Annotated in this window: 17 protein-coding genes; 1 reads left to right on the top strand and 16 read right to left on the bottom strand. The window is 40.3% G+C overall.

From position 1 onward, the window contains the following. Window positions 1-41: 41 nt before the first annotated feature. Window positions 42-1,763, bottom strand: a complete 1,722-nt coding sequence (locus NYP54_RS07540; protein ID WP_283155995.1) for an ABC transporter permease subunit — start codon at window positions 1,761-1,763, stop codon at window positions 42-44. A gap of 822 nt (window positions 1,764-2,585) precedes the next feature. Between NYP54_RS07540 and NYP54_RS07535 the strand changes: the two genes are divergently transcribed. Beyond that, complete coding sequence (locus NYP54_RS07535) at window positions 2,586-4,052, top strand: ketol-acid reductoisomerase (RefSeq protein ID WP_283155994.1); 1,467 nt, start codon at window positions 2,586-2,588, stop codon at window positions 4,050-4,052. A gap of 6 nt (window positions 4,053-4,058) precedes the next feature. Here NYP54_RS07535 and NYP54_RS07530 read toward each other — a convergent pair whose 3' ends face one another. The 15 genes from NYP54_RS07530 to thiC form a co-directional block, all read right to left on the bottom strand. Further along, the gene (locus NYP54_RS07530) at window positions 4,059-4,343 is read right to left on the bottom strand and encodes a LysM peptidoglycan-binding domain-containing protein (protein WP_283155993.1); all 285 of its coding nucleotides are present in this window, start codon (window positions 4,341-4,343) and stop codon (window positions 4,059-4,061) included. Window positions 4,344-4,396: 53 nt separating this feature from the next. After that, entirely contained in the window at window positions 4,397-4,885 is a 489-nt protein-coding gene (gene purE / locus NYP54_RS07525; RefSeq protein WP_283155992.1) for a 5-(carboxyamino)imidazole ribonucleotide mutase, read from the bottom strand. Between the two features lie 3 nt (window positions 4,886-4,888). Beyond that, complete coding sequence (locus NYP54_RS07520; protein WP_283155991.1) at window positions 4,889-6,763, bottom strand: glycerophosphodiester phosphodiesterase family protein; 1,875 nt, start codon at window positions 6,761-6,763, stop codon at window positions 4,889-4,891. Next, complete coding sequence (gene rmuC, locus NYP54_RS07515; RefSeq protein WP_283155990.1) at window positions 6,750-8,327, bottom strand: DNA recombination protein RmuC; 1,578 nt, start codon at window positions 8,325-8,327, stop codon at window positions 6,750-6,752. Before rmuC ends, NYP54_RS07520 begins: the two co-directional genes overlap by 14 nt. Window positions 8,328-8,430: 103 nt before the next feature. Next, window positions 8,431-8,703, bottom strand: coding sequence for a type II toxin-antitoxin system YafQ family toxin (locus tag NYP54_RS07510; RefSeq protein ID WP_283155989.1), 273 nt, complete (start codon window positions 8,701-8,703; stop codon window positions 8,431-8,433). Next, on the bottom strand, window positions 8,696-8,926 hold the full coding sequence (locus tag NYP54_RS07505) for a hypothetical protein (RefSeq protein WP_192483488.1): 231 nt from the start codon (window positions 8,924-8,926) through the stop codon (window positions 8,696-8,698). The genes NYP54_RS07510 and NYP54_RS07505 overlap by 8 nt, the downstream gene beginning before the upstream one ends. Window positions 8,927-8,984: 58 nt before the next feature. Then, window positions 8,985-9,611, bottom strand: a complete 627-nt coding sequence (upp, locus tag NYP54_RS07500; protein ID WP_283155988.1) for a uracil phosphoribosyltransferase — start codon at window positions 9,609-9,611, stop codon at window positions 8,985-8,987. Beyond that, window positions 9,608-10,393 (bottom strand): class I SAM-dependent methyltransferase, encoded by a 786-nt coding sequence (locus tag NYP54_RS07495; RefSeq protein WP_283155987.1) that lies wholly within the window; start codon window positions 10,391-10,393, stop codon window positions 9,608-9,610. The genes upp and NYP54_RS07495 overlap by 4 nt, the downstream gene beginning before the upstream one ends. Window positions 10,394-10,416: 23 nt before the next feature. Then, window positions 10,417-11,253, bottom strand: coding sequence for a transporter substrate-binding domain-containing protein (locus NYP54_RS07490; RefSeq protein ID WP_283155986.1), 837 nt, complete (start codon window positions 11,251-11,253; stop codon window positions 10,417-10,419). Window positions 11,254-11,482: 229 nt separating this feature from the next. Continuing rightward, window positions 11,483-13,000: a thiamine phosphate synthase gene (gene thiE / locus NYP54_RS07485; protein WP_283157525.1), complete on the bottom strand. Its 1,518-nt coding sequence runs from the start codon at window positions 12,998-13,000 to the stop codon at window positions 11,483-11,485. After that, window positions 13,000-13,974: a DUF523 and DUF1722 domain-containing protein gene (locus NYP54_RS07480; RefSeq protein WP_283155985.1), complete on the bottom strand. Its 975-nt coding sequence runs from the start codon at window positions 13,972-13,974 to the stop codon at window positions 13,000-13,002. Before NYP54_RS07480 ends, thiE begins: the two co-directional genes overlap by 1 nt. A 203-nt stretch (window positions 13,975-14,177) precedes the next feature. Then, the gene (locus NYP54_RS07475; protein WP_283155984.1) at window positions 14,178-14,963 is read right to left on the bottom strand and encodes a thiazole synthase; all 786 of its coding nucleotides are present in this window, start codon (window positions 14,961-14,963) and stop codon (window positions 14,178-14,180) included. Beyond that, complete coding sequence (gene thiS, locus NYP54_RS07470; protein ID WP_283155983.1) at window positions 14,964-15,167, bottom strand: sulfur carrier protein ThiS; 204 nt, start codon at window positions 15,165-15,167, stop codon at window positions 14,964-14,966. Continuing rightward, complete coding sequence (locus tag NYP54_RS07465; RefSeq protein ID WP_283155982.1) at window positions 15,164-16,216, bottom strand: FAD-dependent oxidoreductase; 1,053 nt, start codon at window positions 16,214-16,216, stop codon at window positions 15,164-15,166. The genes thiS and NYP54_RS07465 overlap by 4 nt, the downstream gene beginning before the upstream one ends. Next, window positions 16,206-18,077: a phosphomethylpyrimidine synthase ThiC gene (gene thiC / locus NYP54_RS07460; protein ID WP_283155981.1), complete on the bottom strand. Its 1,872-nt coding sequence runs from the start codon at window positions 18,075-18,077 to the stop codon at window positions 16,206-16,208. Before thiC ends, NYP54_RS07465 begins: the two co-directional genes overlap by 11 nt. Window position 18,078: the final 1 nt, after the last annotated feature.

Here is an 18,078-nt window from a genome sequence, read left to right as displayed (position 1 = left end):
GTTTTGATGATAAGGTTGGCAAAGAAACGATGGTCAACCTATTAAATTTTATATTTTGTTTCCGCAAGCTTATACAAAGGCTTCCAGATAAATATCACACACAGCGCGACAAGCACACACATTGCACTAACGGCTAATGCTGCTTCCGCTACTTGGTTATTACTGGTGGTTTGTGATACAAGCTCGCCAATGCCGCTGATTGAAATCGTTTTACCACCCCAAGTAATCAGCTCAGCAGCAATCGCTGAGTTCCACGCGCCACCCGCGGCACTGATAATCCCGCAAACGATGTAAGGAAAAACCGCAGGGATTGCAAACTTAAACCACCATTTAGTACCTTTTAAGTGGAAGCTGCGTGACATTTCAATTAAATCCGATGGCAAAGCTGAGGCGCCAGCAATCACATTAAACAACACATACCAAGAAGTGCCTGTCATAATGAGTGGAATTGCCCAGATGCTTAAACTACCGCCACCGAACATCAGTAAAATCGCCACGATTGGGAAGAAAATCGGTTGCGGAATAGCTGCCATTACCTGAATAATTGGCTGCAACATTTTGGTACGCTTCGGTGAAATCCCAATCCAAATACCTAGAGGTGTGCAAATCACAATACTTAACCCCATGGCAATTGCGACACGATACGTCGTCTCCCACATTAATGGTAACAGATAGGTCATATCGCCATTAGGGAAAAACTGCCATAATGAAAAACCTGCCCAAATAGCTAAGGTAACAATACACAGATACCAAATCGCTGTTGATAAGTGTCGAACTGCTGGCGTGAGTGATAACTGCGGTATTGACAACTTTCTGGCAATAATTGTTGGTGAATTAATGAAGTAAAAACTCACCGTTTTTATGCCTTTAGCAATTGCATTAAAACACGTTGATTTAGTACACAAATCATGCATCCAAGAGCTATGCGCACCACTGACATTTATCTGTTCATACTTAAACTTCTTTGACCACTTGACCAATGGGCGAAATACCAACTGATCAAAAGCAACAATCGTCAAAATAATCGCAATCAGTGCATATACGATTGCTAACGAGTTGGCGTGATCAAGTGCGGTACTAATATACGCACCAACGCCTGGCAACATCACATCTTTATCACCCACGGGAATCGCCTCAGTTGCAACAAGTGCAAACCATGCGGCAGATTGGGACACCATCACATTCCACAAAAGCCCAGGCACTGAGTAAGGCATTTCAATCTTCCAAAAACGCTGCCACGCATTTAGCTTATACACACGCGACGCATCAATCACCTCCTCCGGCACAATGCGAATCGTCTGATAAACAATTAATGCCATATTCCATGCTTGTGATGTAAACACGCCAAAAATCGCAGCCGCTTCAAGTCCCATTACTGAACGCGGAAATAAAAACAAAAAGAATGCCGTAGTAAAGGTTAAGAAACCCAGTAAAGGCACCGATTCCATAAAGTTAATAATTGGTAACAAAATGCGTGCAACGTGCTTGTTCTTAGCGCATGCATAACCGGCAATTAAGGCAAAAGCAAACGACCACACCATCCCAATGAGTAGGCGCATTACCGTACGCAATGTATAATAAGGCAAATGACTTGGATCTAGTGATATTGCCGCCACAGATGATTCATTAATAAAGCTTTGATGCATGCCAATCCACGCATAATACATCAGCCCAAGGGCTGCAATAACCAGCATGACAAAAACAACATCATGCAGGGAGTAGTTTCTTTTTCTGTAGTTATTTTTTAATGTTATTGTATTCATAACTTACACCTTAATGTATTAACTGAATATATTTCTTTTATTTTTTAATCTTATGAACCAAGCGCTAGACAACAGATTGAGAAGACCAATAAGGCATAAACACAGCTGTTTTTATTGCTAAATATTTCAATAATAACGCAACATACCACAGAATAAATACATTACACATCTATGTATAATATATTATCCGAGTGACTGAGCTATCTTGGTATTACAGCATTGGAGTTACAACTATTTGATGAATACTTTCTATTTGGCATTTATCAAAACTAACGAAAAACAAACTGGGTTACAACTACCCACCACCAGTACGGCTTAGGCTATACGATCTCTCCCGCAAGAGGCGAGATAACAGATGGCATAACTCATTTTGCGACGGATGTCAGAAACTATAAACGCAGTCAATCAAATATAAAAGTATTAATGAAACAGCTATAGAAATAATCTATTTATCTCCAACTGCAAAAGATCAACAACTGGGTGGTTGAAGTGAGTGAAAAGTTATCATGTTTAGCTCCTTAATATCATGTTGGGGAGGGTCACATGTGCCCACATATCGGGGTACACTATTTGGTTCTGTCGCGCATTATTTACTTAAGCAGAATAAAGGTCAAGTATTTTTTTAATTTTTATAATATTTATCTAAAAACAATACATTTTCAGTGGCGATAAACCTTAATCATCATTTTTATTGCAATACGCGCAATATATAATTGATGATAATTCACTTTATTTCAACACAAACTTTATAGCACAATAAGATTATTGGCGAATTTTTATTTTTAATTATTAGAAACACTAAAAACAACGAGGTAAGACCGCATGAAAATCCAAAGCAATATTTTTGACGTTAAAGAGTACAACTTAGGCGGCAGCAGTGAAACAATTGTTGCCGGAGGTCGTCATTTATTCTCGAAGTTGCCACAAGCATTTGATGGTATCAAACAAATCGGTGTGATTGGCTGGAGCTCACAAGGTCCAGCACAAGCGCAAAACTTGCGTGATTCACTCGCTGATACTGATATTAAAGTGTGTGTTGGTTTGCGCGCTAATTCCAAATCAGAAAAATCTGCTGAAGCAGCAGGCTTTTCTAAAGCAGATGGTACATTGGGTGAGATGTTTGACGTTATTTCTAAATCTGATTTAGCGATCATTTTGATTTCAGATGCAGCACAAGCTGAACTTTACAAAGAAATTTTTGCTGCGGCAAAACCAGGAAGTACTCTTGGCTTTTCCCATGGCTTTTTAATCGGCTACATGAAGACAATCAATGCGCCAATTCGCAATGATATTAATATTGTTGCAATGTGTCCAAAAGGGATGGGACCTTCGGTAAGACGACTTTATGAACAAGGTAAAACAGTTAATGGTGCCGGCATTAACAGTAGCATTGCCGTTTATCAAGACATCAATGGTAAGGCGACTGATTATGCGCTTGCTTGGGCAATTGCCTGTGGCGCGCCATTTGTTTTCCCAACGACGATGGAGATGGAATATCGCTCAGACATTTTTGGCGAGCGCGGCGTATTACTCGGTGCCGTTCATGGCATTATTGAGGTACTCTATCGCCACTTTACCGATAATGGCGTTAATCCTGAAGAGGCTTTCAAGCGTACTGCTGAGGCAATCACAGGTAATATCTCAAAGACCATCTCAACACAAGGTCTTAAAAAGGTTTACGACAGCTTTAGCTCAGCCGATAAAGAGAAATTTGAAAATGCTTACAATGCTGCCTATACGCCCTGCTTAGATATTCTTTTTGAGATCTATGAAGATGTTGAAAGTGGCAATGAATTTCGATCCGTCACCTTGGCAGGAAAACGCCATTCACGCCTACCAATGGGCAAAATCGATGGCACTGACATGTGGAAAGTCGGCGAGAAAGTACGTAGTGGGCGCGATAATAACAATATGCCAAATGACCCAATTACTGCTGGTGTTTACCTTGCCTGCATTATCGCCCAAGTTGATGTTTTAGCTGAAAAGGGTCATAGCTATTCAGAAATCGTGAATGAGTCAATTATTGAAGCCGTTGATTCACTTAATCCGTATATGCACTTTAAAGGTGTTGCGCACATGGTAGATAACTGCTCAACCACTGCACGCCTTGGCGCACGTAAATGGGCGCCACGCTTTGACTATAACTTAATGCAACAAGCAATCCCTGCAATTGATCAAAAAGCATCAGGCAATGCCCCATTTACAAAATTTGCAAATCACCCTGTGCATGAAGCATTAGCCGTCTGCTCAACTTTGCGTCCATCGGTTGATATTAGTGTTGTTTGCTAATACCAATTAAATCCAGCTACTCTTAGGTACGACAGGAAGATAGAGTTTTTGCTCTGGGCTAATCACGCTTCCTTTCAAGTGATTCAATGATTTAATACAGCTTTCAGTCGTATTATTTGCTTTAGCAATCTTGCTTAAACTATCACCTTTTTTCACTGTATAGGATTGTAAGGTTTCAGTTTGACAATATTGATCCGGCGTGAGATACACCGTTTTTGTCGCACATCCTGCTAACAACAAACCAGCTGCTGCCAGCGCGCTTAAGCTCAGTAGACTTTTTTTATTCATCATTTTCAACTCCTATGTTTAACATTTACTTAATCAGCACGATCGAGTATAGCAAATTATTCTAAAGCTGTATCTCTTAACACACTATCCGTCTGTGTCTGACGATATTGTTTAATTGCCTCATTATATTCATGATGCTCAACAGCCAACATGCTGCATGCAAACAAAGCGGCGTTGACAGCACCCGCGCGCCCAATGGCAAATGTTGCCACCGGAATACCTGCTGGCATTTGCACAATAGATAATAATGAATCTTGTCCTAATAAAGCTTTGGATTGCACCGGCACCCCAAGCACTGGGATATGCGTTTTCGCTGCAAGCATGCCTGGTAGGTGAGCCGCTCCTCCGGCACCTGCAATGATGGCTTTTAGTCCTTTCTGCTCGGCTGTTTCCGCATAGCTAAACAATAAATCAGGCGTGCGATGCGCTGAAACAACTTGCACCTCATAAGGAATACCCAATTGCTTTAAGGTCTCTGTGGTGTTTTTCATTGTTTCCCAATCGGACTTTGAGCCCATAACAACGCCAACTAATGGTTTACTCATCCTTTAAATCCCCTCTTTTTGAATAACATGTAAGACTTGCGCACAAATCCACTCATATATAAATTGAAAACTATGCTTACCTTTATTGCTAAAACGCACATGATGCTCTTGTTCAAAGCTTCTATTTTTAATGTGATCATTCGCCTTAATAACTAAAGACAGATCATCAACCAATTGCGCGCTTTTGCTCCAAAACCCAAGCATGCCATTGGTTTGCAACTGAACACTTAACTTTGGCTTAGTTTCAGTAACTGGCATCAATTGTGCTAAATGACTGTATACATAACCTTTGGTGACATCCTTTTGCATACTTAAGCTCACTTCACCTGTTTTAAGATAAGTTTTAAGCACTTCACTGGCATGTTGCTTAGTCGTTGTTGCTAAAAACGGCTCAACCACTTTGGTAATCTCATGAGCCAGTAACGACACATCCTGTGCAGTCGTGACATGTAGCTTAACCTCAAGATATGGATATGCCGCACGATAACCAAGCTCTAGCTGATATTCAGCAGCCAATGGACTTAACATCTTGGCAATATGTGCCTCTGAAGCGCCCAATAACTGCCATTGATAGCGTACCGGTGTGTTATGTAGCTGCAAATGAAGCAGTCTAGGTAAAACCTCTTGATCAAACATTGGCAAACACTCATGTGGCGGACCCGGTAGCATAAATAAATGCTTATTATCAACATTGACATAACAACCATCTGCTGTTCCTTGCGTGTTAACGAGCACTTCAGCACTTTCAGGGAAATAAGCTTGCTTTTTGTTATTTTCAGGCACCGTTGCAAAGCGACTGGATATACGCGTGAAAATTCTCTGCCAAGAATCTTCATTAAACACTAACGGTTTATTAAAAACTTCTGCAATCGCCTCGCAAGTCTTATCATCTTCGGTGGGCCCCAAACCACCCACTGTAATAACAACATCATGCTCTTGTAGTAAAAAGCGAAGACTTGTTTTAAGTTTTTCCTTTGCGTCAAAACTAGCTAGATGTAACCCCGGCTGAAAGCCGTGTTCGTATAGCTTTTCAGCCAACTTAGGCGTGTTGGTATTAATGACATCTCCAGTTGTGATTTCATCGCCTGTTGCTAAAAAACCAATGCGCTTTATGTCAGATTGCAACGCAGTCATACTATCGATAAATACACTATCAGCACCCTCGCTAAGTAACTTATGAATTTCTTCATCCGGTAATGAACCAATCGAATAAACCAGCACGGTGTGAAAAGCTTTTTTTAATTGCACAATACGCTCACGATTAAGTACCGCACTATTAATACCAAGAGCAATACAGCCCCACTGATCAAACCTCTTCTTTGTTTCAGTAAAAATACTATGCTCTTCACGCTGCCAATCTTCAACCTCAAGCAAAAACTCACATGCCAGTTTTGTTTTACTTTCAGCCAATTGCGCTAAGACGTACTCTGAAAAACTCGATAACAAAATGCGTAAATGTAATTGCGGGTAACGCTCAACAAGATCCAATAAGTGTTTAACCAAGCACGCTTCATAATCAGCATCAAATTCAGCTTTGACCTTAATCTCAATATTGGTATATAGATCCGATTTAGTTGCCATCCAAGCTAAATATTCATCCATCGTTGGGATCTTGGCATGTGTCTTTGGAACATGATCGCTTAATACATGAAGCTTACTAATATCAGCCCAAGCTTGACTCGTTAGATCAACATCTAATCCTGTAAGCTTCTTAGCATTATTATCATGAAAGATAAAAAGCATATTATCAGCACTTAACTGCACATCCAACTCAATCCAGCGCGCTCCTGCCTCATAGGCCTTTTCAAATGCCAACATCGTATTTTCAGGCGCGATTTTATTTGCCCCTCTATGGGCAATAAACTTACTTATCTTCATGTTGTGACAACTCCAGTTCTGATTGCTCAACAATATCTTGAGGCAAAGATTTTTTCATATGCACCCCCATGTTTTCTAATTGCACGGCTTGAGAGATCAAATTTCCTCTGCCTTTGGTTAGCTTGTTCAGCGCACCATCATAAGTCTCTCTGGTTTTATCTAACTGCTTACCAAGTGTTTCAACGTCTTCGACAAAACCACGGAATTTATCGAGCATCTTAGTTGCGCGCTCGGTGATGTCACTGGCGTTTTTATTTAAGCTTTCATATTTCCATGTGTTACGAATAGTGCCTAATGTTGCCAATAAGGTCGTTGGTGTTACGATAATAATGCGCTTTTTAAAGGCTTCTTGAAACAAGCTATCATCATGTTGAAATGCCACCACGAAAGCTGCCTCAATTGGCATAAACATCAAAATAAAATCCAATGAGTTAACTTGCGATAAACGCTCGTAGTTTTTAGATGATAACAATGCAATATGCTGACGAATCGCTTCAATATGCTTCTTAAGATACTCTTGTTTTGAGCTATCACTATCAGCACGCGTATAGGCATCATAACTCACCAAGGAAACCTTAGCATCGATAATGACATCTTTGCCATCGGGTAGGTGAACAATCGCATCAGGGCGCATGACTTTGGTATTATCCTCCTCATCACTTGCTTTGAAGCTTGTCTGCACATCATACTCATGACCTTTCCGCAAACCTGATGATTCAAGCACACGCTCAAGCACCACTTCACCCCAATCGCCTTGCAGTTTCTTATCACCCTTAAGCGCTTTGGTAAGATTCTTCGCTTCTTTGTTCATCTCTTGATTTAATTCAAACAGCTTATTGACTTCTTTTTGTAATGAGGCTCGCTCCTTGGCTTCATGCACATAGACATCATCAACTTTCTTCTTAAACTCATTGATATCATTTTTAAACGGCTGCAATACTTCTGCTAAATTCACTTTATTCTGATTGGCAAACTTCTCGCCCTTTTCCTCAAAAATGCGATTTGCCAAATTCTCAAACTGCTCGGTCAAACTCTTTTTGGCATTCTCTAATAGTGCAATTTTTTCCTGTGCATTTTGCTCTTGTGCTTCAATGTGCTTTAAGAGTTTTGAGCGCTCCGCCTGAAGTGCTGATTTTTCCTCAGTTAAATGATCAACCTTAGCTAACAGCTCATCATGCTTAGTTGACAACTTATTAAGCTCAACCATCAAGCGCTCGCCATCTTTAGCTAACGAATCAATCTTGACCTCATCACTAGCAAGTTTATTTTGTAGCTTAAGCACTTCCTCACTACGAATCTCAAATTTTTGTTTCGTCATACTAAGCTCTTGGCTTAAGCGCCTTTCTTGCTCTTGGTAATGCTTATGATCTGTTGTCAACACCAAGTTTTGCTGCTGGCTTTGCTGCAGTTGACTCTCTTTATCCTGAAGTAGCGCCTCGATTTGCGGGAATTGCTCTTCAAGTGCTTTTAACTTCATCTGTTGTGATTTGCTTGAAACTTTGACGAATAAAAACCCAACAATAAGACCCAATATAAAGGCGGCAATGATCAGACCAACCAACATAACTTTTCCTTTTTATTATGCTTTGATAATTTGGGCTATATCATGCCATAAAATTGATGCCACCGCTTGTAAATATCATAGGAAATCGGTAAAGATGATGTGTTCAACCAAATAACTCAGCATGACTACCTATCGCAAGCAGCGTAACACTTTCCTTTTCAATTTTAACATACATTAAAAGATCATCTGGAAATAAGTGTAACTCTCTCACTCCTTTAAAGTTTCCTGATAATTCATGGTCTCTATATTTCACAGGCAAGACTTGCTCATGTATTAGCAATTCGACAACTTTATCTAACTCATTAAGCACTTTTGGCTTATGACGATATTTTTTAAGCGTTTTTTTGAATTCTTTCTTTTGATATAACTTAAGCACCTTTTAGTGCCTTAATTTGTTTTTTAAAAGCAGCTAGCGAAATTTCCTCGCTTTCAGATTCCATAGCCTTTTCCAACAGGGTCTTATGTGAATTATTTCGCGCCATAAAATCTTTAATGGCGTATCTTGCATAAGAACTAACAGACAATCCCATTTTTTGAGCCTGAATATGGATTGCTTTATTTAAACTTTCATCGACTGTAACTTGAATTTTTCCGCTCATCATAACGCCTTTTAGATTCAGTTAAACATCTTTACGAATCAGTTTAGCATATTCGCAGCTAACGAGTTGCAAAAATTTTATCACCTGCATCACCAAGTCCAGGGATAATATAGGCTTTTTCATTAAGACATTGATCAATTGAGGCGGTATAAAGTTCAACCTCGGGATGCGCTTTCTCAAGAGCTGCAATACCCTCTGGTGAGGATAATAGCGTCACCACAATAAAATGCTTGCATCCTTCGGATTTAAGCAGTGAAACCGTTTTATTGATTGATCCGGCAGTGGCAAGCATCGGATCGAGAATGACCGCGGTGCGCCTACTAATGTCAACACATGCTTTGAAGTAATACTCACGCGGCTTAGCAGTCTCTTCATCACGCTCGACACCGATCATTGTTACAGGTGCATTGGGTAATAAAGATAACGCACCATCTAACATGCCAAGTCCTGCACGCAGTATCGGGCAAAAAGTCGGCAATGGTTTTTTAAGCATAGGCACTGCAAGTCGCCCCTGCCAATGATCAATAATTTCCTCTTCAACCATCAGATCACTTAATGCCTCATAACATAACAGCATGGCAAGCTCGCTAGTGATCATCCTAAAGTCACGACTTGAAGTCGACTCATCCCTTAATAGGCTTAATTTATGCTGAACAATGGGATGTACAATTTCATGGGTTTTCATGGCTTGGTTTTCCTACTTACAAAACGTCTTAATAACAAACTTTCCTGTGCAAAAGCCTGTGAAATCCAGCCATAGGCATCAATACATTCTTGATATTCTTCTTCACTATGTGTTGCTAGAAATTGCTGTTTTATTGCTTGTTGCTGCAAACGTGTCACAACATCGGCATTATATTGCGCATACGCTTTATTTTCGCTAGTCATCGACTCTACTAAAAATCCCGCCGCTGTTAATACTTCAACATATTGGGTCATAGTTGTTGGATAAAGCGTTAATCCTTCAAGCTCACACATTTTATCGACAAGCTCTCCAAATCCTGCCCCATCTGGACTTAACCAGTCATTCACAATAAACAGTGCATCTTTTTTACAAACACGATGTATTTCTGTAAATAATGGCAGTTTATTATCCAAATGCACCAATACTCCTTTGGAAAATATCAGATCAAAGCTGAGCTTGGGAAAGGGCAAAACATCAGGGTTTTCTAAGTGATAGAAATGCGTGTTTGGCTTCTTGTAATGTTTATTTGCATGCTTAACCATATCTGCATTAATCTCAACACCATGATAGTCAATACTTGGATATTTATTTGAAATATATTGCGCCAAACCGCCTTGACCGAAGCCAATTTCTAATACTTTTTTATTGTATAAATCAACACCTGAAAAAAGCTGATCAATAGCTTCACTCCCGCCTTCTGACATCATGCCCTCACCATAGCAAAGCTCAAGTAATGAACAATATTCTTGCGGGTATTCATCGATAATTTTCTGATAATCCATTATTTATCCTATGATCTAAAACACTAAAATGGGCAACTCGCGTTCACTGCAGGATATTGCATTTTTAAGGCATCTTGATACCACATATTGAAGTCTTTTTTATGATGCTTATAAAAGCTGTTCATTTTCTTAATTAACCACTTGCCATCTTTGGTTTTATTGGTCATAAAAACCTTTTGGCTGACTTTATTGCCTGAGATAGAATTTAAATCAAATTTAAGTCCATTATCACTCAACACACTATCTTTCATATCTGCACGGTATTGCACTTCAATTTTGTCAGTAAACATAACAAGTTTCTTTTGAGGGTATTTGTTCAAACAGGCATACACTTCTGCATTGGTTGGTAAAATCTTTACTTCAGCATTACGAATATAGCTCTCAGCAAAAGGCTGATTTGTGCCACCTTTATTCTCAATAACGGTCACACCTTTTTGGTCAATGCTCGCAAGGTTTTTAAACGTAGACTCATTTGCTTTAGAAAAAATAGGAGCTTTTTGGTTCGACAACACGCCCGTTGATAAATAAAACATGCTTGCACGCTCAGGTGTGTAACTAATACCACCCATCGCGATGTCACATTTTGTCTTAAGATCATCACTTAAGGTCGACCATGTACTATGCACAAATTCAACTTTACGCTGAATCTTATGCGCAAACTCTTTTGCGACAGTGATTGCAAAGCCTTTATACTCTCCCGTATTTGCATCATATGATGTCAATGGTGGATAGTCTCCTGTGGTACAAACACGCAATAGCTTTTGGTTAGCTAACGCACTATTGCTAAATAAAACCATCGCTGTTGCTGCACTGCTTGTAAAAATGACTTTCTTGATATTCTTGATTTGCTTAACTTGCATTATGTGCTCCTGATATGTCACTTCCATCTTTATTCATTGAAGTTACGAACTTTTTCCATTTCAACACCCCACCTCGCAAGCTCGGCACCCCTCTTGCAAAGAGGGGAATATAAATCACTGCCACCTAATTCCCCTCTTTACAAGAGGGGTGGCAGCCGTAGGCTGACGGGGTGTTTATAAAATCATAGTTTTTTCTAAAGTGCGTAACTCCAATTATTAATACACATCATCATATACTATATTCAATACGATTTCCCAGAGCTATCTGCTCAAAGTCTTGCGCTGTTGCCACAGCCCTTTGCAGATCTTGAGTCTTGGTTATGTAGCTCACAACCGCAACACCATCGACACCACACTTCCAGACATCAGACATTTGTGGCTCAAAGATTCCACCAATCGCAACAAGCGGTGTTTCTTGACAAAGTTTACGCCAAATACGCAATTTATCTAATCCTTGCTCATTAAACTTCATCTCTTTGGTCGTTGTCGGGTAAATGGGACCTAACGCAATATATGAAGGCTTGAGTATTAATGCGCGCGCTAATTCAAAATAGTTGTGCGTGCTGATTCCTAGTCGCAGACCCGCTTCAGCAATCTCATGCAAATTGGCAGTATCTAGATCCTCTTGCCCTAAGTGAACACCAAAACATTGATATTTAATCGCCAGCTGCCAATGATCATTAATAAATAAAGATAAATTATAGGCTTTAGCAACACCATTTGCTTTTTTAATTTGAGTTTCCAAGTGATCTGCTGGTAAGTCTTTTAGTCGCAACTGAATGGTTTTAACGCCTAATTTCGCCAATTTTTCTAACCAATCAACATGATCAACAATCGGATAAAAACCTATTGGATGAGACATTGGTGGAAACTTTTTATTTTCAGTTTTTTGATAACTCACCTCTGGCAAATAACTCGCATGATCCATAGCACCTTGAGCATAATAGCTTAAATGTCTAACCTCTAGTTGAGGGAGATCATTAACCGCTTTATCCATCTGCTGTGATAAATGATATTTAGCAATACAAATCGCTTCTGTTATTTCATGACATTGCGCCACAAGAGCCGCAATACTGCTTGCCAAGGCGCAACCCGTACCACGTATATTACCCACATAGACTGCTTTGCTTTGATAATGCACACCTTGTTGAGATGCAAGTGTCAAATAATCACAGCCCCTTTGGTTTTTGACTAAAGCATGTCCTCCTTTTAATAAGACATATTGTATTCCATATAAGCTTTTTAATGTGTGCGCAATCTCAACAGATGATTTTTGTTTGATACTCTCATCATTTAACAAAATAGCCGCTTCAGGTAAATTTGGCGTTAATAAGTAACACAGTGGTAATAACTGCTGCTTGAATACACTAACAGCATCTGCACTCATCAACATGCCACCTGAGCTTGTTGCAATCACTGGATCGCAGATATATTTCACCTGTGGATTAGCTTGCAAAAATTTACTTAGCATCTTAATTTGAGCAACCGAAGCTAGCACGCCACTTTTAATCACTTGTGGTTTATATGCATCAACAATAGCGGTAAATTGCTCATAAAAGATAGCATCATCAACAGCGTTGAGCATCATAAAATCATAATCATTTTGCACAGTATTTGCCGATATCACGGCAGCACAATCTACCTTAAAATAGTTAGCTACTTTGATATCTTGCAACACACCCGCGTGTGCTGTTGGATCAATGCCACCAATGATTAATAGGTTGGCTTTATTATCTTCTTTTATCATCACATTTTACTCATAAGCCCCAGAGATTCTGGGTATAGATTTAGATAACTTTGTTGCGCTAAGAACTCAATATCATAACGTGTAAGGTAGTGCTTAATAATCTCAACAGGTACTGCTAGCGGCAAAATGCCTACATGATACTGTTTGATTTTATGTTGCAAATCATCACGTTCTTGTTTTGAGATCAATTTGTTAATTTCACGCAACATGCGCTGCAAAATCGTATGATGTTTGCCACGCGTAGCTACTTTTTGCAGCGCCATTAAAAACATTTCATAATAGCTTTTCTTAACTAGCTCAAAGTTTTGCTGATGTCCATTAGCAAGCAAGCGACCTAAAGCTTTTTGCGCATCAGGATGATGTAAACGTAAGATAATTTTATGACGTGTATGAAAAGCCATCAGATCATTAATGTTTTGAGCATGTAATACTTCATTTTTAGCTTGTCTAGTCAATAGCACACGCTTGATAAAATGTTCTTTTAAATAAGGATCATTTAAACGACCTTCATCCTCAAGTGGCAAAAGGGGGCAATGCTTTTTAACATATGCCACGAAAAAACCATCTGCTTTGTTATGAATGATCCCATGCTTATCATTGTAAAGTTTAACACTGCCATTGCCACAGCTAGGTGAGGACTTTTTTAAAATAAAGCCGTCAACATCTTGAAAGCTTGATGCGGCTTTATCAACACCTTGTTGTAATTGCGCACTGACATCGGTAACTTGGTCATGCTTCACTGCCGCAATATTGTTATTCTCTTTCAACTCAAGATAAATAGGCTCACGCGGCACACCAAAACCTGCTGACATCTCTGGACACACAGGCTGGTAATCAAAAACAAGTGCCAATTCTTCGGTGATCATTTTCTTATGAGAATTAGCGCCATTAAAACGAACATTATTACCCAAAAGACAACTTGAGACGGCAATCATTGGTTTATTTCTTACTCGTGTTTCCTTCGTGTTTGACATATTTGCTCCTATTGCATAATAGCTGAAGTTACGGACTTTTCCTATTTCAACACCCCGCCTCGCAAACTCGGCACCCCTCTTGCAAAGAGGGGAATATAAAATTACCGTTGCCCAATTCCCCTCTTTGCAAGAGGGGTGGCAGCCGCAGGCTGACGGGGTGTTTATAAAATCATAGTTTTTTCTAAAGAGCGTAACTCCATAACTTAGTTTATTTGATGCCAAAACGGCGTATCTTGCAGTGGTGTACTTGCTTGAGCTAGCTCTCTTTGTGGCATGCGTTTAGCTAAATACGCTTTTCTGCCAGATTCAATCGCCAAACGAAAAGCATCCGCCATCAGTGGTGGGTTTTCAGCTAACGCCACCGCACTATTTAAGAGCACGCCATCAAAACCAAGCTCCATAGCTAAGACGGCATCCGATGGCGTGCCAATACCGGCATCAACAATGAGTGTAATGTCTTTCAAGCGCGAACGTAACAGCTTAAATGCCGACGGGTTAACAATGCCTTGCCCACTACCAATATAAGAACCTAGCGGCATAATCACTTTACAGCCTAGATTGACCAGTTGTTGGCAGACGATTAAATCATCGGTGCAATAAGGCAGCACCTTAAACCCTTGATCAATGAGAATTTTTGCTGCTTTAATAAGCTCAAACACATTAGGTTGTAAGGTGTGACTATCACCAATGACTTCAAGCTTAATAAAATCCGTATTGAAAATTTGCCTTGCTGCCTTAGCAATCATCAACGCTTCATCTGCTGTCTTGCAGCCCGCGGTATTGGGTAATACATGGCAGCCACTTTGCTGTATGCTCTGCCAGAAAAAGTTATTTTTGCCACCGTGTAATTCGCGCTTTAATGCCACGGTGACCATTTGCGTTTGTGACGTATTAATCGCATCACACATACTCTCCAAGCTTGGATAGAGCGCTGTTCCCAAAAGCATGCGTGAATCAATATTCATATCATAAAGCTGTAATTGCTCCATCTAACCACCTTGCATGGGTGTAAGAATATCGATCTCATCACCCTGTTTAATTTCTGTTGTATCATAAGCACTGTGATCAATAATTGATTTATTGACCGCAACCGCAGCATAGCTTGAAGCAAAGCCGATATCAGTTAATAACGTCTGCAATGATTGCTGACTTTTCAATTGTTTCTTCTCACCATTTAATATGATCTCTATCATGCTTGCTCCACTATTTTTATATCTTTTATATCACTTCTCATTTTATCGATAACTTTTAACGCATAGATAGGTGCTAAAAGATAACCATGTCGATAAAAGCCATTGAGTGTTATAAGGTTATTCTGTTGCATGAGCCTTGGCAAGCCCTCTTTAAAGCACGGGCGTACTTGGGTGAAGTTTTTGATAACCCGTGCTTCGGCAAAACCCTCATCAACAGTTACTAAAGCGCTTAATAACGTAAGCTGTGAAATCACACTCATCTGACTCATATCTTCTGATTGGACAATCGTCGCACCAATATAATAAAACCCACTGCCACGTGGCACGATATATAGCGGCATGCGCGGATGGCATAATCTAGTGATTCCTGTGATGTTAACTTCAGGGGCATAAACCACTAAAGCTTCACCACGAATACCATATAAATCATTAAGGTTATCTTTAGCACCCAGTCCGCGCGTATCACAGACATAGTCATAATCTCTTTGCAAATCTTGCAGACGGGCTTTAGAAATATCTTGTGCCAAGTGTAAAGAAACACCTGGATGATTCATTAAATAGAGTGTTGATTGACTAAAAAATTTCGGCACATGAACACAACCTTCGTTCTCAATATGGAGCATGCGATGGGCAAGCTTTCCTTGAGCATACTGATCGATTAACGAGGTTTGCGCGTAAGCATGTTCATGTAATTTCAATCCTTGAGCACGCACAATTTTGGTTTCAAGATCACTCAGATCCAAAGGGTGAGCAATGATATTGGTTCCAGTTTGAGTGAAAACACCACCCAATAACCACTGATCAATACGCTGCCAAGCCTCTGCCGAAGCGTGTGATAGATCATAGATCATTTGCCCTTCATCTAATGCTTCAGAAACAGGCGCAACCATGCCAGCTGCCGCATAACCGCAACTTGATTTACCACTAAAATCAGTGTTTTTGTCATATAGATCAATCCTAATGTCAGCAAATGATTCAAGCAATGTGATTGCCAGTATGCGCCCGACGAGACCGCCACCAACAATCGCAACACGCATGCTATTCGACATGATAAATTTCAGCGCCTTGCGCTAAGAAATCCTCACTTTTCTGCTGCATGCCTTTGTTTGCAACATCCACTAAATCAAGCTTATGTTCTTTAGCATAATCACGCACTTCTTGAGTGATTTTCATCGAACAGAACTTAGGCCCACACATCGAACAAAAATGTGCAAGCTTATGCCCTTCTTTTGGCAATGTCTGATCGTGGAAGCTCTGTGCTTTTTGTGGATCAAGGCTTAAATTAAACTGATCTTGCCATCTAAACTCAAAACGGGCTTTTGATAAGGCATTATCGCGAATTTGTGCCGCAGGAAAACCCTTAGCTAAATCAGCTGCATGCGCTGCTAATTTATAAGTAACGATACCCTCGCGTACATCCTCTTTATCCGGCAACCCTAAGTGCTCTTTCGGTGTCACATAACAGAGCATTGAGGTACCATACCAGCCAATTTGTGCAGCACCTATCGCTGATGTAATATGATCATAACCAGGTGCTATATCCGTCACCAAGGGACCCAATGTATAAAACGGTGCTTCAAAGCAATCCTTAAGCTCTTTGGTCATATTCTCTTTAATCATTTGCATCGGCACGTGCCCTGGTCCCTCAATCATCACCTGCACATCGTGATCCCACGCGCGCTTGGTTAACTCACCCAGAGTCTCAAGCTCAGCAAATTGCGCTTCATCATTGGCATCTAAAATAGAGCCTGGACGCAAACCATCACCTAGAGAAAAAGCAACATCATAGGCTTTCATAATTTCACAAATCTCATCAAAGTGGGTGTAGATGAAGCTCTCCTTGTGATGCGCAATACACCATTTGGCAATAATTGAGCCACCGCGCGAGACAATACCTGTTAGTCTCTTAGCAGTTAGATGAATATATTTCAAACGCACACCAGCATGAATGGTGAAATAACTCACCCCCTGCTCAGCTTGTTCAATCAAGGTATCGCGAAAGATCTCCCATGTCAGTTTTTCTGCCTGACCGTCGACTTTTTCGAGCGCTTGGTAAATTGGCACCGTACCAATGGGCACAGGTGAGTTACGAATAATCCATTCACGCGTTTGATGAATGTTTTTACCCGTTGATAAATCCATCACTGTATCGGCACCCCAACGCGTTGCGATCACCATTTTTTCGACTTCTTCAGCAATTGAGGAGCTCACCGCAGATGTGCCAATATTGGCATTGATTTTGACACTGAAATTTCGCCCTATAATCATCGGCTCCATTTCTGGATGATTGATATTGCTTGGAATAATCGCGCGTCCCAAAGCGATCTCTTGGCGCACAAACTCAGGCGTTATCTCATTGGGAATGTTTGCGCCAAAATCAACACCAGGATGCTGCTTAAGTAAAATAGGATCTTGAATATGCGCATTTGCACGCTTTAAGTTCTCACGCAGTGCAACATAGTGCATTTCTTTGGTGATTATGCCGCGACGCGCATAATGCATTTGTGTGACATTGTTGCCTTGTTTTGCTTTTAATGGCTTAGCACGCTTGGGAAATGCTAAGTCTTTTTGTGTATGGGTAAACTCAGCACTAAAGTCTTCTAATGTTTCGATCTCATTATTGTCTTTAATCCATGCTTGGCGCAGTTTGGGTAGACCCTCAACCAAATCATGCTTGTAAGACTCATCACTATATTTGCCTGAGGTATCATATACTGCAATCTCAGGATTTTGCACACGCCCTTGCTCGGTTAGTGTATCGCTCTGGGTAATATAGCGAAAAGGCACGTGAAGATTATCATCCGTCTTAAGATATTTTTTGCTCGATGCAGGATAGGCTGCTTGTAAATCAGCCGATAAGGTCAATGACGCTTTGTCGCTAGTTGATGCTGTTTTTTTATGCTGTGGCATG

The sequence above is a fragment of the Cysteiniphilum sp. QT6929 genome, assembly GCF_030035755.1.
Taxonomy (GTDB): Bacteria; Pseudomonadota; Gammaproteobacteria; order Francisellales; family Francisellaceae; genus Caedibacter; species Caedibacter litoralis.
This window is presented reverse-complemented; position numbering and strand designations above follow the sequence as displayed.